At 61.8% G+C, this 16,005-nt stretch carries 15 protein-coding genes and 1 riboswitch; of the genes, 10 read left to right on the top strand and 5 right to left on the bottom strand.

Features of this window, described 5'->3' with window-relative positions; all coding sequences use genetic code 11:
* Positions 1-265 precede the first annotated feature (265 nt).
* Positions 266-601, top strand: a complete 336-nt coding sequence (locus J9889_RS00460; protein ID WP_010674144.1) for an Hpt domain-containing protein — start codon at positions 266-268, stop codon at positions 599-601.
* A 12-nt stretch (positions 602-613) separates the two neighbouring features.
* Here the strand turns inward: J9889_RS00460 and yvcK are convergent, their stop codons facing one another.
* Positions 614-1,537 (bottom strand): uridine diphosphate-N-acetylglucosamine-binding protein YvcK, encoded by a 924-nt coding sequence (gene yvcK / locus J9889_RS00465; protein ID WP_052815763.1) that lies wholly within the window; start codon positions 1,535-1,537, stop codon positions 614-616.
* Between the two features lie 113 nt (positions 1,538-1,650).
* Here yvcK and J9889_RS00470 point away from each other — a divergent pair, with 113 nt between their 5' ends.
* The gene (locus J9889_RS00470; RefSeq protein ID WP_210555802.1) at positions 1,651-2,832 is read left to right on the top strand and encodes an FIST N-terminal domain-containing protein; all 1,182 of its coding nucleotides are present in this window, start codon (positions 1,651-1,653) and stop codon (positions 2,830-2,832) included.
* A gap of 18 nt (positions 2,833-2,850) precedes the next feature.
* Entirely contained in the window at positions 2,851-4,926 is a 2,076-nt protein-coding gene (locus J9889_RS00475) for an ATP-binding protein (protein ID WP_210555803.1), read from the top strand.
* A gap of 271 nt (positions 4,927-5,197) precedes the next feature.
* Here J9889_RS00475 and J9889_RS00480 read toward each other — a convergent pair whose 3' ends face one another.
* The 4 genes from J9889_RS00480 to narQ all read right to left on the bottom strand — a co-directional run bounded on the left by J9889_RS00480 (position 5,198) and on the right by narQ (position 8,993).
* Complete coding sequence (locus tag J9889_RS00480) at positions 5,198-5,773, bottom strand: LON peptidase substrate-binding domain-containing protein (protein ID WP_128273683.1); 576 nt, start codon at positions 5,771-5,773, stop codon at positions 5,198-5,200.
* 360 nt (positions 5,774-6,133) lie between these two features.
* Positions 6,134-6,541 (bottom strand): globin domain-containing protein, encoded by a 408-nt coding sequence (locus J9889_RS00485; protein ID WP_234918021.1) that lies wholly within the window; start codon positions 6,539-6,541, stop codon positions 6,134-6,136.
* A 101-nt stretch (positions 6,542-6,642) separates the two neighbouring features.
* Positions 6,643-7,281, bottom strand: a complete 639-nt coding sequence (gene narL, locus J9889_RS00490; protein ID WP_041212731.1) for a two-component system response regulator NarL — start codon at positions 7,279-7,281, stop codon at positions 6,643-6,645.
* Entirely contained in the window at positions 7,281-8,993 is a 1,713-nt protein-coding gene (gene narQ, locus J9889_RS00495) for a nitrate/nitrite two-component system sensor histidine kinase NarQ (protein WP_104455657.1), read from the bottom strand. The genes narL and narQ overlap by 1 nt, the downstream gene beginning before the upstream one ends.
* 78 nt (positions 8,994-9,071) lie before the next feature.
* A riboswitch (molybdenum cofactor riboswitch) is annotated at positions 9,072-9,211 on the top strand.
* On the opposite strand from narQ, the gene moaA reads away from it, so the two are divergent.
* The 7 genes from moaA (at position 9,199) to J9889_RS00530 (ending at position 15,999) form a co-directional block, all read left to right on the top strand.
* Positions 9,199-10,182, top strand: a complete 984-nt coding sequence (moaA, locus tag J9889_RS00500; protein ID WP_210555804.1) for a GTP 3',8-cyclase MoaA — start codon at positions 9,199-9,201, stop codon at positions 10,180-10,182. It overlaps the preceding riboswitch by 13 nt.
* A 251-nt stretch (positions 10,183-10,433) precedes the next feature.
* Positions 10,434-10,943: a ferredoxin-type protein NapF gene (gene napF, locus J9889_RS00505; protein ID WP_041212734.1), complete on the top strand. Its 510-nt coding sequence runs from the start codon at positions 10,434-10,436 to the stop codon at positions 10,941-10,943.
* Positions 10,940-11,242: a chaperone NapD gene (locus J9889_RS00510; RefSeq protein WP_010674154.1), complete on the top strand. Its 303-nt coding sequence runs from the start codon at positions 10,940-10,942 to the stop codon at positions 11,240-11,242. Before napF ends, J9889_RS00510 begins: the two co-directional genes overlap by 4 nt.
* A 189-nt stretch (positions 11,243-11,431) precedes the next feature.
* Positions 11,432-13,921, top strand: a complete 2,490-nt coding sequence (gene napA, locus J9889_RS00515) for a nitrate reductase catalytic subunit NapA (protein WP_210555805.1) — start codon at positions 11,432-11,434, stop codon at positions 13,919-13,921.
* Positions 13,922-13,937: 16 nt separating this feature from the next.
* Positions 13,938-14,672 (top strand): ferredoxin-type protein NapG, encoded by a 735-nt coding sequence (gene napG, locus J9889_RS00520; RefSeq protein WP_049636342.1) that lies wholly within the window; start codon positions 13,938-13,940, stop codon positions 14,670-14,672.
* On the top strand, positions 14,669-15,544 hold the full coding sequence (gene napH / locus J9889_RS00525) for a quinol dehydrogenase ferredoxin subunit NapH (protein WP_210555806.1): 876 nt from the start codon (positions 14,669-14,671) through the stop codon (positions 15,542-15,544). Before napG ends, napH begins: the two co-directional genes overlap by 4 nt.
* Positions 15,544-15,999 carry a nitrate reductase cytochrome c-type subunit gene (locus tag J9889_RS00530; RefSeq protein WP_041212738.1) on the top strand — a complete coding sequence of 152 codons (456 nt, stop codon included), beginning with the start codon at positions 15,544-15,546 and terminating at the stop codon, positions 15,997-15,999. The genes napH and J9889_RS00530 overlap by 1 nt, the downstream gene beginning before the upstream one ends.
* Positions 16,000-16,005 lie beyond the last annotated feature (6 nt).

Consider the following 16,005-nt stretch of genomic DNA (forward strand, 5'->3'; position numbering starts at 1 on the left):
CAGCAGCCATACAGGCAAAAAGGGATGAGAGAGGTGTTGCTGAGCCGCATCATTCTCATGGGTTGCATTGTTACTTTAATGTTAATTTTGTGACAACCTTTATCTCTCTCCATTCTGGCTGACATACCGATAACTTGAAGCTGCTCACATTCTGGTGTCGCAAGAGCATCCGGAGCGATACGGGCATGCCCGAAGGACGGGTGACAGCGGGGCTGTGGGTCCGCTATATTGTGGTCTGTTTGAATACCATCATAGGGAAGAGAAGATGGAGTGGCTGGATCAGAAAGTGCTGCGACAACTGGCAGATGATATCGGTCACGAGATGATGCCAGTCGTCATCTCGGTGTTTGTCGAAGAGGTAGGCGAGCAGTTGGCCCAATTAAGACCGCTTTTTGAGCAGCGGGACTGGTCAGCCCTGGCGCGTCTTGCCCACAGCATGAAGTCGTCCTGTGGCAGCTATGGCGCCAAACCCAGCTATCAGCAGGTGATGGATCTGGAGTCCGCCTGTCGCCGGGAAGATGAGCAAGAGGCCGGCAGACTGCTGGCTGAGCTGGAGCACTCCCTGCCCCAGGTCTTCACCCATCTGGCCCAGTTTCACTGAGCCAGAAGGGCATCAGCCCGCCATGTCGCGCTCGCCAAGCCTGCTCAGGATCACGGTGTCGAGTGCCAGCCGCAGCTTGAGGCGGTCGTGGCGGTGGGGGAGGGCTGCTTCACCCAGCTCGGCCCGAACGAGGCAGTGCTGCAGCTCGGGTACCTGGGGGCCCTCGGGAGCCAGAATAGCATCGATCCGGCCGTTACCTATCCGCTCTTCCAGCCAACGATGCTGACTGGGCAGTGACAACTGGCCTGCCGGACCCTCTTCGTCCACCAGATTGCTGATGAAGACGACGATGGCGCCGCTGCTGCGGATCGCCTCCGCAATCTCGCGCAGCAGCAGAGGAGGCATGATGGAGGTGAGGAAGCTGCCCGGCCCCAGGATGATCATGTCGGCCTGGCTCAGCGCCTCGACCGCTTCGCGCGTGGCGGGCACTACCGGTTTCAGGCTCAGGGCCCGTGGCGGTGTGGTGAGCTGATCGATGGAGACCTCTCCCAGGATCTGATCGCCACAGACGGTGTGGGCGCACAGATCGGTGGGATGCTCGGACATGGGCAGCAGATTGGGTTCAATTTCCAGCATGTCGCTGATGAGCCGGATGGCATCCAGGGGGCGCACGCAGAGGTTGTCGAGGGCCAGCAGCATCAGGTTGCCGAGGTTGTGGCCCGCCAGCTCGCCGCGGCCGGTAAAGCGGTGCTCGAACAGCTGGCTACCGATGCTGGGGGTGGTCACCAGCTGGTTGAGGCAGTTGCGCAGATCCCCCCAGGCGATGCACTCCTGGCTTTTGCGCAGGCGTCCGGTGGAGCCGCCATCATCCGTGGTGGTGACGATGCCCGTCAGCCTGGATCCCAAGAACGACAGGGAAGAGAGCACCCGGCCCATACCGTGCCCGCCGCCGATGGCGACAACCCGGTCGAAGTCATTGATATTTTTCTGCCACATGCAGTGATCCCGTGGGAGGCCAGTGAGCACCATTCTAGTCTCCATGGCCAGGTAATTGTTTGATAAGGGTATGATTTTTGCTTGATGCCAGCATCCTGTACCCCTAGGAGACGATGTTGAACTTCCTGACGGCTCACTCGCTTGCCGAGACGACCCCACTGGCCGCCCAACAAGTTACAGAGCGGTTGCATGCCCAGTTATCCCATGTTCCATCGCTGTTGCTGGTCTATTTTACCCAAGCACACGAGGCGGCGGAACTGCGCCGTGCGCTCAAGGCACGTTTTCCCGATACCCGGCTGATCGGTTGCAGCTCCTGCGGCGGTATCCTGACCCAGGATGGCCATCATGGTCGGCATGGCTGGAGCCTGTCGGTCGCCGCCCTTTATGATGACAAGGGGGCCTATGGCGTGGCTGGCCAGATGGGGGATCAACCGGATGTGCGGGCATTGCTGCGCCGCGCCATCGCCGATGGTGGCCGACCGGGAGAGCTGCCGCAGCTCGTGTTGCTGCACACCAGCCCGGGGCTGGAGGAGGTTGTGCTCGCGGGGATTGACGCCGAGTTTGGCGCGACCGTTCCCGTCGTCGGCGGGTCGGCGGCAGACGACGGCGTGGCCGGGCAGTGGCAGCTGTGCTGGGACGAAGGGGAGGGATCACAAGGGTGCGTGTTGGCGGTGCTTTACCCCGATTGCCAACTGGCGTTCCAGTTTCATTCAGGCTATGTACCCACCGAGTGTCGCGGCATCATTACCGGGATAGACGGGCGGGAGGTGCTGACCATCGATCACGAGCCGGCGGCCCGGGTCTATGGTCGCTGGACCGAGCGTGCGACGCCCTGGCCGGTGGGCCCCATCCTCAGGGAGACGACGCTCTCGCCACTGGCCCGTCAGGTCGGCATGCTCGATGACCTGCCCTACTACAAGCTCTCCCATCCCGAGGCGGTGACGGCGCGGGAGGGGCTGCGCCTCTTTACCGAGACCCGACTGGGAGAGCGGCTGCTGCTCATGTACAGCAGCCAGGAAGGGTTGTTGCAGCGCAGCCTGAATGCGGTGAATATCGAGCCTGAATATGGTATGGCGAGCAATATGCGCCCCTTTGGCGCCCTGGTGGTGTTTTGTGCCGGTTGTCGGCTGGCACTGGGGGACAGGCTGGGGGGCATCGTCAGTCAATTCAGTCAGAGGCTGGGTGAGATCCCCTTCATCACGCCCTTTACCTTCGGTGAACAGGGACGATTACCCCATGGTGAGCTGGCACACGGCAACCTCATGGTGTCGAGCGTAATCTTCCTCGAGAGCTGACACTGTGCTGGATTCAAGATGATAGGCAATAGCGAACTCGAAACCCTGGGTGACAAACTGCAAACCACGCTGGTGGAGCTGATGCGTTGCCGGGAGCGGGAGGCCAGATATCGGGAGGAGTCCCAAGCCCTGCTGTGCGGGGTAGCGACCCTTGCACAGGCCCAGAGTCTGGAGCAGGTACTGGAGAGTCTCATTCTTGCTCTCAAGCCCTTTATCGGATTCGAACAGGCGGACGTGGTTGCCTGGGAGGCCGTAGGGGGCAGCACCCATCTGAGCACCCAGCCGGACGAGGTAGGCCGGACCTGGTCGCTGACACCGCTCTTCTCCAGGGCCATCGAGGGGGAGACCCTGGTGATCTATGATCCCGCCCAACTGCCTGAGCTGGCGCCGCTGGCGGGGGCGCCGGGCTGGGCCAGCGTCATGATGACAGGCTTGCAGGGACCGGGGTTTTCCGGTGTGCTCATCTGCCGGCACGGCGTGGCGGGCACCTTCGATCTCAAGAGCAAGGCGGCGATGCAGCGTTGTCGCCCGCTCATCTCCCAGGCCCTGGTCAACATCGCCTATCGGGCTCGCCTGCAAGAACAGGTTGACCTCAAGACCCTGGCCCTGCAGGCCAGCGAACAGCGTTTTCGCAGTTTTGCCGCCATGGCCTCCGACTGGTTCTGGGAGACCGATCCCCAGCACAGGCTCAGCTATGTCTCTGCCCCTGGCTATCAGGGGGAAGTGCTGGCCCGCCAGACGGGGAGAAGCCTCTATGATTTTGCCCACGACAAGCAGGACCCGGCCTGGAGCCACTACCGGCACCTGATCGCCCACCATCTGCCGGTGCGGGGAATGCGGGCCCAGGTGATGCTGGCGGGCGGGCCTTGCTGGATGGAGATCAATGCGGAGCCTTGCCATGATGCCGGTGGCCGCTTCCTCGGCTATCGGGGCACGGCGCGGGAGATAGGCAGCCAGATCCGCCGCGAGCAGGAGCTGGCGCGGGCGCGGGACGATGCCGAGACGGCCAACCGTGCCAAATCCCAGTTCCTCGCCATGATGACCCACGAGATCCGCTCTCCCATGAACGCCGTGCTGGGGATGCTGGATCTGCTGCAGCACGGCCGGCTCGACACTCCGCAACAGACCCTCATCGGCCATGCCACCCACTCTGCGCATCTGTTGCAGACCATCATCGACGATGTGCTCGATTTCTCGAAAATAGAGTCACATACCCTGACGCTGCACTGTGAACCCTTTCAGCCAGCCGAGCTGTGCCGTGCCCTGGTGGAGCCCTTGCAGGCACAGGCCAGTGCCAAGGGCATCACACTGCACTGGCATCTGGATGAGACGCTCCCCGAACGCCTTCAAGGGGATGCCGTCCGCCTCTCCCAGGTGATAGGCAACCTGCTTGGCAATGCCGTGAAGTTCACCTCCGCCGGCAGCGTGCGTCTGGCGTTGACCTGGGAGGAGGAAAAGTTGGGGGTCATGGTCAGCGACACGGGGATCGGCATCTCCACCGAGGATCAGGCGTTGCTGTTCGAACCCTTCTATCAGGTCGACAGTTCGGCAACCCGCCGCTTCTCCGGCTCGGGGCTCGGACTGGCCATCTGCAGGCGGCTGGTGCAGCTGATGGGGGGAGATATTTGCGTGCAGAGCACGCCTGGGCTGGGAAGCTGCTTCTGGTTCGAGCTGCCCGGGATGGCCTCTCCCTGTGCTCCGGCCACCGCCCCCGGCAGTGAAGAGTGCGCCAGACTGGAGCTGGATGTGCTGGTGGTGGAAGACAGTCCGGTCAATCAGCTGGTGGTATCCCTGATGCTGCAGAAGCTGGTGTGCAGGGTGAGGCTGGCAGGCAATGGTCTGGAGGCCCTGGCACAGGTGGCGAAGCAGCAGCCGGACCTTGTCCTGATGGATATGCGGATGCCGCAGATGGATGGGCTGGAGGCGACCCGGCGCCTACGGGACATGGGGTGCGAGGTGCCCATTGTCGCGTTGACGGCCAATGCCATGATGGAGGACAGGGCCCGCTGCCTTGCCCAGGGCATGAACGATTTTCTGGCCAAACCCATCAGTCTTGCCAGGCTGCGAAGCTGCCTGCTCCGCCATTGCAGGTGATGCGGCCGATTTTGGGTAAAAAAAATGGTCAACCTGGTGGTTGACCAATTCTTCAGCAAATACTGAAGAGAGCACGGGATAAATCGGGTTGTACGGTTTTATATGAAAAAGTCGTGCCAACTTTTCAAAACCTGTTATTTGCGGCCTGTAGCTGAGTTGTGTGTTATTTATCGCTACCGTGATTGCAAAATGCAATTCTCATTTTTTCATTATAAGAATGCAGTGCCGAGAATTCGCGTTTTGCAAACCAACCGTTGACTCACTCTTTGACTCACTGTGCGATCAGTCGGCGCAAGAACTGGCGCGCCGCTTCACTGTTTTGTTTGGCAATCAACATCTGTTTTTCATAGATCGGCATGGGCAGGATCTCGAGCCAGCGTTGGCAGAGCCAGGCTGCATCGTCGAACTGCTTGTCCGGATAGAGCTCATCCAGTTCCGGGTATTGTGCAAAGACCTCTCTCAATCGGCTGACCAGCTGGTTGTCGCTGACATCAGAATCCGCACTCGGCCAGTTGGGCAACGGCTCGACCTGGGCGTGCCTGAGGCCTGTGCTATCCGTTTCCATCTCGTGGATGCAGAAGCGTTCAAGGCCGAGCACGGTGACCCCGAGCAAACCGTCGTTGAGGGTATAAAAATCAGTCACCTTGACGCGGGTTCCGACCGGGAGAATCCGTCCGCAGGTACCCGTGCTGGTGGTCTCTTCCATCACGATGCCAAAGCCACGATCCTCGAGGAAGGACTCCTTGAGCATCTGCAGGTGGCGCGGCTCGAACAGGCGAAGGGGGAGCTTGCCACCGGGCAGAATGTGGGACGGCAAGGGGAACAGTGCCAGTTGTTGAAGTTTCATGTTCCATCCTCCTAATCAGTCATTGCTGAATGTGACAATGCAGTGACCGTGCCAGAGAGAGGTGGCGTGGCGAAGGGGTGAGCCATTTCCCGTGGTTATTTTTAATATCCATTTAAAATCAATCTATTGTGATTTTGTATCACGAACGCAGGCAAGGTAGTGCGAAAGGGATTCAGGTGAGGTGTTAGGGCGCCGAACATACCCCGTGTGCAGAATGAGTCTATTTTCGCATATTGCAAATTTGATTCATGCAAAATGCCTGTTACAGACCCATTCAGCGATTGGAGACCAAGGCTAGGGGATCAGGTGGTGAATTCGGTGTGCTGTGTCATGCCGTCCAGCATCAGGGCGGCTATTTCGTCATACATCTGCGACCAGGCCTGTGCCAGTGCCAGTGCCGGGGTAAAACCACTGCCGAGACGCCGTGCCAGTACCTGGGTCAGCGCCTGTTTGAGCAGCGCATTGAACGTTGAATCGCTGGTGACGCCTGCCGAGATCGCGAATGATGAAACCCAGTGCATCCAGCTGGGAAAGGCTGGTGATGACGGTGTTCAGGGTGTCCGACACCTTGGCAACGGGCAGCTCCTGATGTGGGGGAAAGAGGGTCCTGAGTTCGGGGGACAATCTGAACAGCTCTTCATACACCTCCTGGACATAGCTGTTGTTCAGGGCGCTCACCCTGCCCCAGGCTTTCTGGACCAGCTCTATCTGCTCAAAGGTCATGTCGATGTTTCCTTCCCGTGCGATGTCATGAAAATAATAATCCATCTACTCAATAGAGCACCGGGTTCCGCGCCATTTGGGGAAAAGAAGAGGGGGCCAGCAAGGAGGCACGGATGGTGACCCCTTGCTGGCAGGAGGCCGGGACCTCAGTTGCGCTGTTCCAGGTACATGACCGCCGCCTCCACGCGGCTCTGGGCTTCCAGCTTCTTGAGCAGGCTCTTGACGTGTACCTTGACGGTGCCTTCCGAGATGTGGAGCACGGAGGCCACCTGCTTGTTGGAGAGCCCCTTGGCAATTTCGCGCATGATCTGCATCTCGCGGCGGGTCAGGCTCTCCAGCTTTTGTTGCAGGTGATCCAGCTCGTAGATGTTCTCGAGGTAGGGGCGCAGCGGCTCACTCAGGATCTGCTTGCCGGTCATGACATCCGCCAGCTGGGCCAGCAGCATGTCGGGCTCGGTGTCCTTGAGCAGATAGCCGTCGGCGCCGGCCTTGAGCAGGGCCACCACGTCCTGGCGGGCATCGGAGACGGTCAGGATCACCACGCGGGAGGTGATCTCCTCGGCCCGCAGCGCCTTCAGGGTATCGAGTCCCGACAGGCCCTTCATGTTGAGATCGAGCAGGATGAGGTCCGGTTCGGACTCCTTGGCCATGGCCACGGCATCGGTGCCGTTGGACGCCTCGCCGACCACGTCGATGTTATCTTCCAATTCCAGCAGTTGCACAATTCCCTTGCGCATCAGGGGGTGATCATCTACGACCAGAACACTGTATTTCATCTCGTCCATCAGGCATCTCTTGTTAGGCTGGTGGGAAAAGTCAGGTGTACGCGGGTGCCCCCGGAAGGCGGCTCACTGATGGTCAGCTGGCCGTGCAATTTGCTGGCGCGTTCATTCATGATGCTGAGACCGTAGTGATTGACCGCCGAGTTTGCGCCCCTTATTCCGACACCGTCGTCTGCAATCTGAACCTGGATGTTACCATCAGCCAGGGTCTCACAGCTAACGTCAATGCGCCGGGCATTGGCATGCTTGATGGCATTGAGCACTGCCTCACGGATCAGCTGCAGGATGTGAATGTGCTGTCCCGCCTCGAGATCGGTATCCGTCAGTCCGTACTGGAGCCCGATCTCGGCCCGGGTCTGGGGCTTGAGCTGCTCCAGCATGACGCCGATGGCTTCACCCAGGTTGGCATCGCCGATGCTGAGGCGGAAGGTGCCGAGCAGTTCGCGCAACTGGGTATAGGCGTTGCCGAGTCCCTCGTCGATCTGCTGCATGGCCGCTTCGGCCTTGACGGTATCCCCCTTGGCAAAGGAGCGCTTGAGCAGGGTGGACTGGATCTTCAGGTAGGAGAGCGCCTGGGCCAGGGAGTCGTGCAGCTCCCTGGCGATGACAGCCCGCTCTTCCATCAGCAGCAGGCGCTGGTGTTGCAGCAGGGTCTGATCCTTGTGCAGCACCTGGGCCAGCAGCATGGAGAAGTTCTTCATCAGCCGCTCGTCGACGGGATGGTCGCTTATCATGTCGAGCCGGCCGTACTCCTCCTCGTCCATCTGCAGGTAGAAGCTCACCATGGCCTCGAGATCGCCGGGCCACCCCTTGCGCCCCGTGATGTAGACCGGCATGGCATTGTGCTCGAAGCGGGTCAGCCGGATGTAGTCGATGTGCTGGTGGGCGGCGGCCCGCTCCAGCAGTTTTTGCAGGGTGCGGCGGCTGAGCGGCGCCGCGTGCAGTTTCTGGGCGGTGGAATAAAGGAAGGAGAGGGTGTCGTTGGCCTGTTGCAGCTTGGCGGTCTTCTCCTCCACCTTGCTCTCCAGCTCCCGGTAGAGCTTGCCGAGCTCCGCGGCCATGGTGGCAAACGCCCCCGACAGCTCCCCCAGCTCGTTTTCACAGTGGGGGGGCAGGGTCAGATCGAACTCCTGGCGCTGGATCTGGCGGGCGCAATAGACCAGCTGATTGAGCGGCGCCACCACCTGCTGGCGCGTGAAGCGCACCGTGCACCAGGCGATGGTGATGATGGCGAGCAGGCCGAGTCCCTCGGCCAGGGCCAGCATGCGCACCTTGAACTCCACGTGGTACTGCATCTGGTTGACGAAGTCGTCGATGGCGGCGACGAACTGCTCCGTGTTGTCGGTGTAGCGGCTGGGGGTGGCGTTCTCGATGTGCTCGCGCATCCTCTGCCATTGCAGCAGCACCTCGCCGTAGGTGCGGCGCAGGGAGGCGGGCGTGATCCAGCGCTGGGTCTCCTGCAGCTCGGGGGCATTGAGGGTCTGCTCGAACTGGGCGAGCCGGCCGAGCACGACCTGATCCTTCTCGATTTCATAGGCCATCCGGTAGGCCTGCATGCGCAATGAGCCCGACAGGTTGATGGCTTTGGCGTCCGGCACCGAATAGAAGAGGGTGACCATGGCCACCAGGGCGATCAGGCTGGCCATGAACAGGATCAGCACCATGGCGCGACCGATGGCGCTGCTGACCGACTGCACTCTGAACCATTTTCCCATGCCGACTGGCTCCCCTTACACCGATAAAGACCCCACAAAGTAGCATGGGAGTGTACTCCAAGTTGTGCTAGCATCGAAAAACTAGATGAACTCCGAGCGGTTTTGCCTAAGTCATTGAGATAGGGGGAGATCGCCGTCAGCCGATGTTCGAGCTGAAAGGGTCAGGAAAGAAATGCCCTGGCCTCCCGTATTTGGAAAGGTGTTTATGTTGCCACTTGAAGATGGTTTTTCCCGTCGCTTTTACTATTTGCGCCTGTCGGTCACCGACGTGTGCAATTTTCGTTGTACCTACTGCCTGCCGGACGGCTATCGCCCCTCGGAGGTGCGCAAGTCCTTTCTCTCCCTGGAGGAGATCCGCCGCGTCGTCTCCGGCTTTGCCGCCATGGGGACGCGCAAGGTGCGTCTGACCGGTGGCGAGCCCTCCCTGCGCCGCGACTTCACCGCCATCATAGAGACGGTCGCCAGTACGCCCGGCATCGAGAAGGTGGCCATGACCACCAACGGCTACCGCCTGAAGGAGCGGGCCCGGGAGTGGTTCGATGCGGGCCTCAATGCCCTCAACGTCAGCGTCGACAGCCTGGATCCCAGGCAGTTTCACCAGATCACCGGCGAGAACAAACTGACCGAGGTGATGGCGGGGATAGATGCCGCGCTGGCCGCCGGCTTCAAGTCGGTCAAGATCAATGCGGTCTTGCTCAAGGGGCTCAACGACCACCAGCTGGATGCTTTCCTTGCCTGGATCCGGGACAAACCCATCGAACTGCGTTTCATCGAGCTGATGCAGACCGGTGAGATGGACACCCTGTTTCGCGATCACCACACCAGCGGGGATTTCATCAAGCAGCGACTGCTGGAGACAGGCTGGGTGCAGCAACTGCGAGGCCTGGACGACGGTCCTGCCCAGGTGTTCATGCACCCGGCGTCGCAGGGGGGGGTGGGGCTCATCATGCCCTACAGCAAGGACTTCTGCGCCGGCTGCAACCGGCTGCGGGTCTCCTCCGTGGGCAAGCTGCACCTGTGCCTCTTTGGTGACAACGGGGTGGAGTTGCGGGATCTGCTGACGGCCGACGACCAGCAGGAGGCGCTGCAGTGGCGGATCCGCCAGGCGCTGACCGGCAAGGCCGCCACCCACCGCCTGCACGACGGCAATGCGGGCATGACCCCCCACCTGGCCTCCATCGGCGGCTGACCCCGATCGCCAGGCCCAAATGGCCAGCGATTAATTAGCAATCCTCACATAGGGGTAATTTGCCTTGCCCCTGTCTTGCCTAATTGCGCCAAGGGTTTGATCCAGCGCAAGAATCCCCCCTGTTTATCCCCCTGGTGGTATATCCCCTGACTTGTCAGGGCCGCAATATACACCCACGCTTATAATTGGCATTGAAAATGCCAGTCACGGGATCCGCGCGGGGGCATTCGTCCCCGAAAAGAGGAGTCGATATGACCGACGGGGTCAACTTGTCACGCAGAGGCCTGTTTCGGGGACGCCTGAGCGCCCCCAAGGCTGGGATCCAGTTGCCCTGGTCCGTCTCCTGGGACGAGTTCGTGGCCGGCTGTACCCGCTGCGGCGACTGTCTGGCGGCCTGTCCGGAGCAGATCCTGATCAAGGGAGACGGGGGCTTCCCCACGGTGGATTTTCACCGCGGCGAGTGCACCTTCTGCACCGAGTGTGTGAGCGCCTGCCAGGCGCCGGTGTTCAGGCCGACAACCCAGACACCCTGGGAGTATGTGGCCCATATCGAGGCGGGCTGTCTGGCCACTGCCCAGGTGTTCTGCCAGCGCTGTCAGGACAGCTGCGAGCAGCAGGCCATCCGCTTTTCCCCCCGGCTGGGGCGCGTACCCACCCCCGGCATCCATGCCGAGTCGTGCAACGGCTGCGGGGCCTGCGTAGCGGATTGCCCAGTGGGCAGTATCAGCATCGGTCTGTCTCGTGGCGAGGCTTCGCGATGACCCAAGAGACGAACAAGTTGGAAAACGGTGATATGACGCGAGAAGAGTTCCATGTATCCAGCCTGGTGGTGCTGACCCAGCCCGATCTGCGCCACGCCCTGGCAGAGCGGATTGCGACCCTGGACGGGGCCGAGATCCACGCCGTCAGCGAGGAGGGCAAGCTGGTGGTGACCTTGGAGGGGCCGAGCCAGCGCCCCATCATGGCGGCCATCGACACCATTCAGGGGTTGCCCGGGGTGCTCTCTGCGGCCCTGATCTACCACCAGTTCGATGAAATGGACGCCGAAGATGGGGAATAAGGCGTCATGTGGCAGAAGCGCAAGAGTCGTTCGCTGACCGCCACGGGTAATACACGGGATGCCGGGTCTGTTGTCTGCGTTCGATGAACGAAAAGCCCAGAGCAAAGGAATAAAGCGCCATGGAGCTGAGCCAGCGCGGCTCGTCACAATGGCTGTCATTGATGTGATTAAGCAATGCGAGGATATGTCATGAAGCTGAGTCGACGCGACTTTATGAAGGCCAATGCGGTGGCGGCAGCCGCTGCCGTGGCCGGTGTCAGTGCCCCCACTCTGGCGGCGAACCTGATCACCAGTACCGACAAGACCGCCATCACCTGGGACAAGGCACCGTGCCGCTTCTGCGGGACCGGCTGTTCCGTGCTGGTGGGCTCCCAGGCTGGCCGCGTCGTGGCGACCCAGGGGGATCCCGATGCACCGGTCAACCGTGGCCTGAACTGCATCAAGGGCTACTTCCTCTCCAAGATCATGTACGGGGAGGATCGCCTGACCCAGCCCATGCTGCGCATGACGAACGGCAAGTTCGACAAGAACGGCAACTTCGCCCCCATCAGTTGGGATCAGGCCTTCGACATCATGGCCGAGAAGTTCAAGGCGACCCTGAAAGAGAAGGGCCCGACCGCCGTCGGCATGTTCGGCTCCGGCCAGTGGACCGTCTGGGAAGGCTATGCCGCCGCCAAGCTGATGAAGGCAGGCCTGCGCTCCAACAACCTGGATCCCAATGCCCGTCACTGCATGGCCACCGCGGTAGTGGGCTTCATGCGTACCTTCGGCATGGATGAACCCATGGGCTGCTACGACGACATCGAGCAGGCCGACGCCTTCGTGCTGTGGGGCTCCAACATGGCCGAGATGCACCCCATCCTCTGGTCGCGCATCTCCGATCGCCGTCTGTCCCACCAGGATGTGCAGGTGCACGTGCTCTCCACCTTCGAGCACCGCAGCTTCGAGCTGGCGGACAACGGGCTGGTGTTCACCCCCCAGACCGATCTGGCGATCCTCAACTACATCGCCAACTACATCATCCAGAACGACAAGGTGAACTGGGAGTTCGTCAACAAGCACACCCAGTTCCGCAAAGGGGTGACCGACATCGGTTACGGCCTGCGTCCCACCAACCCGCTGCAGCAAAAGGCCAAGAACCCGGACAGCGGCGACTCCACCCCCATGAGCTTCGACGACTTCGCCAAGTTCGTGGCGGATTACGATCTGGAGTCCGTCTCCAAGCTCTCCGGCGTGCCCAAGGACAAGCTCGAGAAGCTGGCCCAGATCTATGCGGATCCGGACAAGAAGGTGGTCTCTTACTGGACCATGGGGTTCAACCAGCACACCCGTGGCGTCTGGGCCAACAACCTCTGCTACAACATCCACCTGCTGACCGGCAAGATCTCCCAGCCGGGCTCCGGCCCCTTCTCCCTGACCGGCCAGCCCTCCGCCTGTGGTACCGCCCGTGAAGTGGGTACCTTCGCCCACCGTCTGCCGGCGGACATGGTGGTCACGGATCCCAAACACCGCGCCATCGCCGAGAAGATCTGGAAGCTGCCGGAAGGCACCATCCCGGAGCAGGTGGGCTACCACGCCGTGCTGCAAAACCGCATGCTCAAGGATGGCAAGCTCAACGCCTACTGGGTGATGTGCAACAACAACATGCAGGCCGGCCCGAACATGAACGAAGAGGCGCTGCCCGGTTATCGCAACCCGGCCAACTTCATCGTGGTCTCCGACCCTTATCCGACCGTGACCGCCCAGGCGGCCGACCTCATCCTGCCCACCGCCATGTGGGTGGAGAAAGAGGGGGCCTATGGCAACGCCGAACGTCGCACCCAGTTCTGGCACCAGCAGGTGAAGGCACCGGAAGGGGCCAAGTCCGACCTGTGGCAGCTGATGGAGTTCTCCAAACGCTTCACCGTGGAAGAGGTGTGGCCGGCTGAGTTGATTGCCAAGATGCCGGAAGTGAAGGGCAAGACCCTGTTCGACGTGCTCTATGCCAACGGCCAGGTGAACCAGTTCCCGAAAGAGCAGAGCAAGGGGGCCCTGAACGACGAGGCCGAGCACTTTGGTTTCTACGTCCAGAAGGGGCTGTTCGAGGAGTACGCCTCCTTCGGTCGCGGCCATGGCCACGACCTGGCGCCGTTCGATCAGTATCACGAAGCCCGTGGCCTGCGCTGGCCGGTGGTGGACGGCAAGGAGACCCTGTGGCGCTATCGCGAAGGGTTCGACCCTTACGTGAAGGCGGGGGAGGGGGTGCGCTTCTACGGCAAGCCCGATGGCAAGGCGGTGATCTTCGCGCTGCCCTATGAGCCGGCTGCCGAAGCTCCGGACAAAGAGTACGACATGTGGCTCTCCACCGGTCGCGTGCTGGAGCACTGGCACACCGGCACCATGACCCGTCGCGTGCCCGAGCTCTATCGCGCCTTCCCGGATGCGGTGCTGTTCATGCACCCGGAAGATGCCAAGGCCCGTGGCGTGCGCCGTGGTGAAGAGGTGATCGTCTCCTCCCGCCGGGGCGAGGTGAAGACCCGGGTCGAGACCCGCGGCCGCAACCGTCCGCCCAAGGGACTGGTGTTCATGCCCTTCTTCGATGCGAGCCAGCTGGTCAACAAGCTGACCCTGGACGCCACCGATCCGCTCTCCAAGGAGACGGATTACAAGAAGTGCGCCGTCAAGGTCATGAAGGCCTGAGGCGGGGGAGCGCGAGATGAGTCGTAGTCGGCGCCAGTTTCTGGCCGACATGGCCAAGGGGGTCTGCGGTGTGGGCCTGCTTGGCGTGGGGCTCGGCGGCGTGGCGCGCCAGCAGGTGCAGGCTTTGCCTGCCCAGGCGCTGCGCCCGCCGGCCGCCCTCGACGAGGCCGAGTTTCTCGGCGCCTGCGTGCGCTGCGGGCTCTGCGTCGAGGCATGCCCCTACGACACCCTCAAGCTCGCCCGGCTGTTTGAACCCGTGACCACCGGCACCCCCTACTTCAAGGCGCGCGCCGTTCCGTGCGAGATGTGTGACGACATCCCCTGCGTGGCGGCCTGCCCGAGCGGGGCGCTGGATCGGGCCATGACCGATATCGATCAGGCGCGGATGGGGGTGGCGGTGCTCATCGATCACGAGACCTGCCTCAACTACCTGGGGCTGCGCTGCGACGTTTGCTACCGGGTCTGCCCCCTCATCGACAAGGCCATTACCTTGGAGCTGCAGCACAACCCGCGCACAGGCAAGCACGCCATGTTCCTGCCCACGGTGCACAGCGATCTCTGCACCGGCTGCGGCAAGTGCGAGCACGCCTGCGTGCTGGAGGAGGCGGCCATCAAGGTGGTGCCTCGCCAGCTTGCCAAGGGGGAGCTGGGTCACCACTACCGGCTCGGCTGGGAAGAGAAGGCGAAGGCGGGCAAATCGCTCATCGGCGACAGGCTCACCCTGCCGACCCGCAAACCGGAGGGTCTATGAGTCGGTATCCAGGGGCCGAGGCCACGGCCAGGCTGGGGTGGTGGCGTGCCCACCGCTTCCTGCTGCTGCGCCGGCTTTGCCAGTTCGGGGTGCTGGGGCTGTTCCTGCTGGGGCCGCTCGCGGGCATCTGGATCCTCAAGGGCAACCTCTCCAGCTCCCTGCTGCTGGAGACGGTGCCCCTCACGGATCCCCTGACCCTGTTGCAGTCGGTGGCGGCGGGCCAGTGGCCCATCCCCACCCTGTGGCTCGGGGCCGGGCTGGTGCTCGCGGGTTACTGGCTGGTCGGGGGGCGGGTGTTCTGCTCCTGGGTCTGTCCAGTCAACCTGGTCACCGATGTCGCCGCCTGGCTCAGGGGGCGGCTCGGGCTCAAGGGCAATGGTCAGTTCAACCGCGCTACCCGCTACTGGCTGCTGGCCATGGTGCTGGTGGCGCCGGCCATCACAGGCGTGCTGGTGTGGGAGCTGGTCAATCCGGTGTCGCTCACCCTGCGGGGCCTGCTGTTTGGCATGGGGGCGGGCTGGGGCCTGCTGGCGGTGCTGTTCCTGTTCGACCTTTTTGTGGTGGAGCGGGGCTGGTGCGGCCACCTCTGTCCGGTGGGGGCCTTCTATGCCCTGGTCAACCGGGTCGGGTTCATCAAGATTGCAGCCTCGGGGCGCGAGCGGTGCAGCAACTGCATGGATTGTTATGCGGTCTGCCCGGAGCGTCCCATCCTGCGCGGCCCCGTTCACGGTGCCAGGCGTGGTCACGGGCCCTTGATTGCGGCTCAGGAGTGTACCAACTGCGGCCGTTGCATCGATGTCTGCGCGGAGCAAGTTTTTGAAATCACTGTAGGTTTTGCCCTCAAGGCAGAGAAAACGTCGGAGAACACATAATGAAGAAGCTGATTGGAGCAATGCTGGCCTGCCTGATGGCGGGTTCCTTGATGGCGGCCGTCCCCGAGATCACCAACAGCACGGGGGGCATCAAGTCGGAGCGGGGAAGCACAGATCTGGTGACGGATGCCGACGCGGCCCCTCTGAAGAACTTTCGCAAGGATGGCGACCTCTACGATCGCCAGTACATGCACCAGCCCCCGCTGATCCCCCACGACACCCGCAACTATGAAGTGGACAACAAGGTCAACAAGTGCCTGGCCTGTCACAGCTTCAAGAATGCCAGTGCCATGAAGGCCCCCAAGATAAGCCCCACCCACTTCGAGACCCGCGACGGCATGACCCTGGGCGAAGTCTCTCCGCGCCGCTACTTCTGTCTGCAGTGCCACGTGCCGCAAGCGGACGCCAAGCCGCTGGTGAACAATACCTTCAAACCGGTTGAAGCGTTGAACTGAGGAGCC

It is taken from the genome of Aeromonas sp. PrichA-15, from assembly GCF_017939245.1.
Taxonomy (GTDB): domain Bacteria; phylum Pseudomonadota; class Gammaproteobacteria; order Enterobacterales; family Aeromonadaceae; genus Aeromonas; species Aeromonas caviae.

Coding starts and splice junctions, on each gene's coding strand:
- J9889_RS00460 (WP_010674144.1), top strand. CDS start 266: ATGGAGTGGCTGGATCAGAAAGTGCTGCGACAACTGGCAGATGATATC.
- yvcK (WP_052815763.1), bottom strand. CDS start 1,537: ATGTGGCAGAAAAATATCAATGACTTCGACCGGGTTGTCGCCATCGGC.
- J9889_RS00470 (WP_210555802.1), top strand. CDS start 1,651: ATGTTGAACTTCCTGACGGCTCACTCGCTTGCCGAGACGACCCCACTG.
- J9889_RS00475 (WP_210555803.1), top strand. CDS start 2,851: ATGATAGGCAATAGCGAACTCGAAACCCTGGGTGACAAACTGCAAACC.
- J9889_RS00480 (WP_128273683.1), bottom strand. CDS start 5,773: ATGAAACTTCAACAACTGGCACTGTTCCCCTTGCCGTCCCACATTCTG.
- J9889_RS00485 (WP_234918021.1), bottom strand. CDS start 6,541: ATGGATTATTATTTTCATGACATCGCACGGGAAGGAAACATCGACATG.
- narL (WP_041212731.1), bottom strand. CDS start 7,281: ATGGACGAGATGAAATACAGTGTTCTGGTCGTAGATGATCACCCCCTG.
- narQ (WP_104455657.1), bottom strand. CDS start 8,993: ATGGGAAAATGGTTCAGAGTGCAGTCGGTCAGCAGCGCCATCGGTCGC.
- moaA (WP_210555804.1), top strand. CDS start 9,199: ATGTTGCCACTTGAAGATGGTTTTTCCCGTCGCTTTTACTATTTGCGC.
- napF (WP_041212734.1), top strand. CDS start 10,434: ATGACCGACGGGGTCAACTTGTCACGCAGAGGCCTGTTTCGGGGACGC.
- J9889_RS00510 (WP_010674154.1), top strand. CDS start 10,940: ATGACCCAAGAGACGAACAAGTTGGAAAACGGTGATATGACGCGAGAA.
- napA (WP_210555805.1), top strand. CDS start 11,432: ATGAAGCTGAGTCGACGCGACTTTATGAAGGCCAATGCGGTGGCGGCA.
- napG (WP_049636342.1), top strand. CDS start 13,938: ATGAGTCGTAGTCGGCGCCAGTTTCTGGCCGACATGGCCAAGGGGGTC.
- napH (WP_210555806.1), top strand. CDS start 14,669: ATGAGTCGGTATCCAGGGGCCGAGGCCACGGCCAGGCTGGGGTGGTGG.
- J9889_RS00530 (WP_041212738.1), top strand. CDS start 15,544: ATGAAGAAGCTGATTGGAGCAATGCTGGCCTGCCTGATGGCGGGTTCC.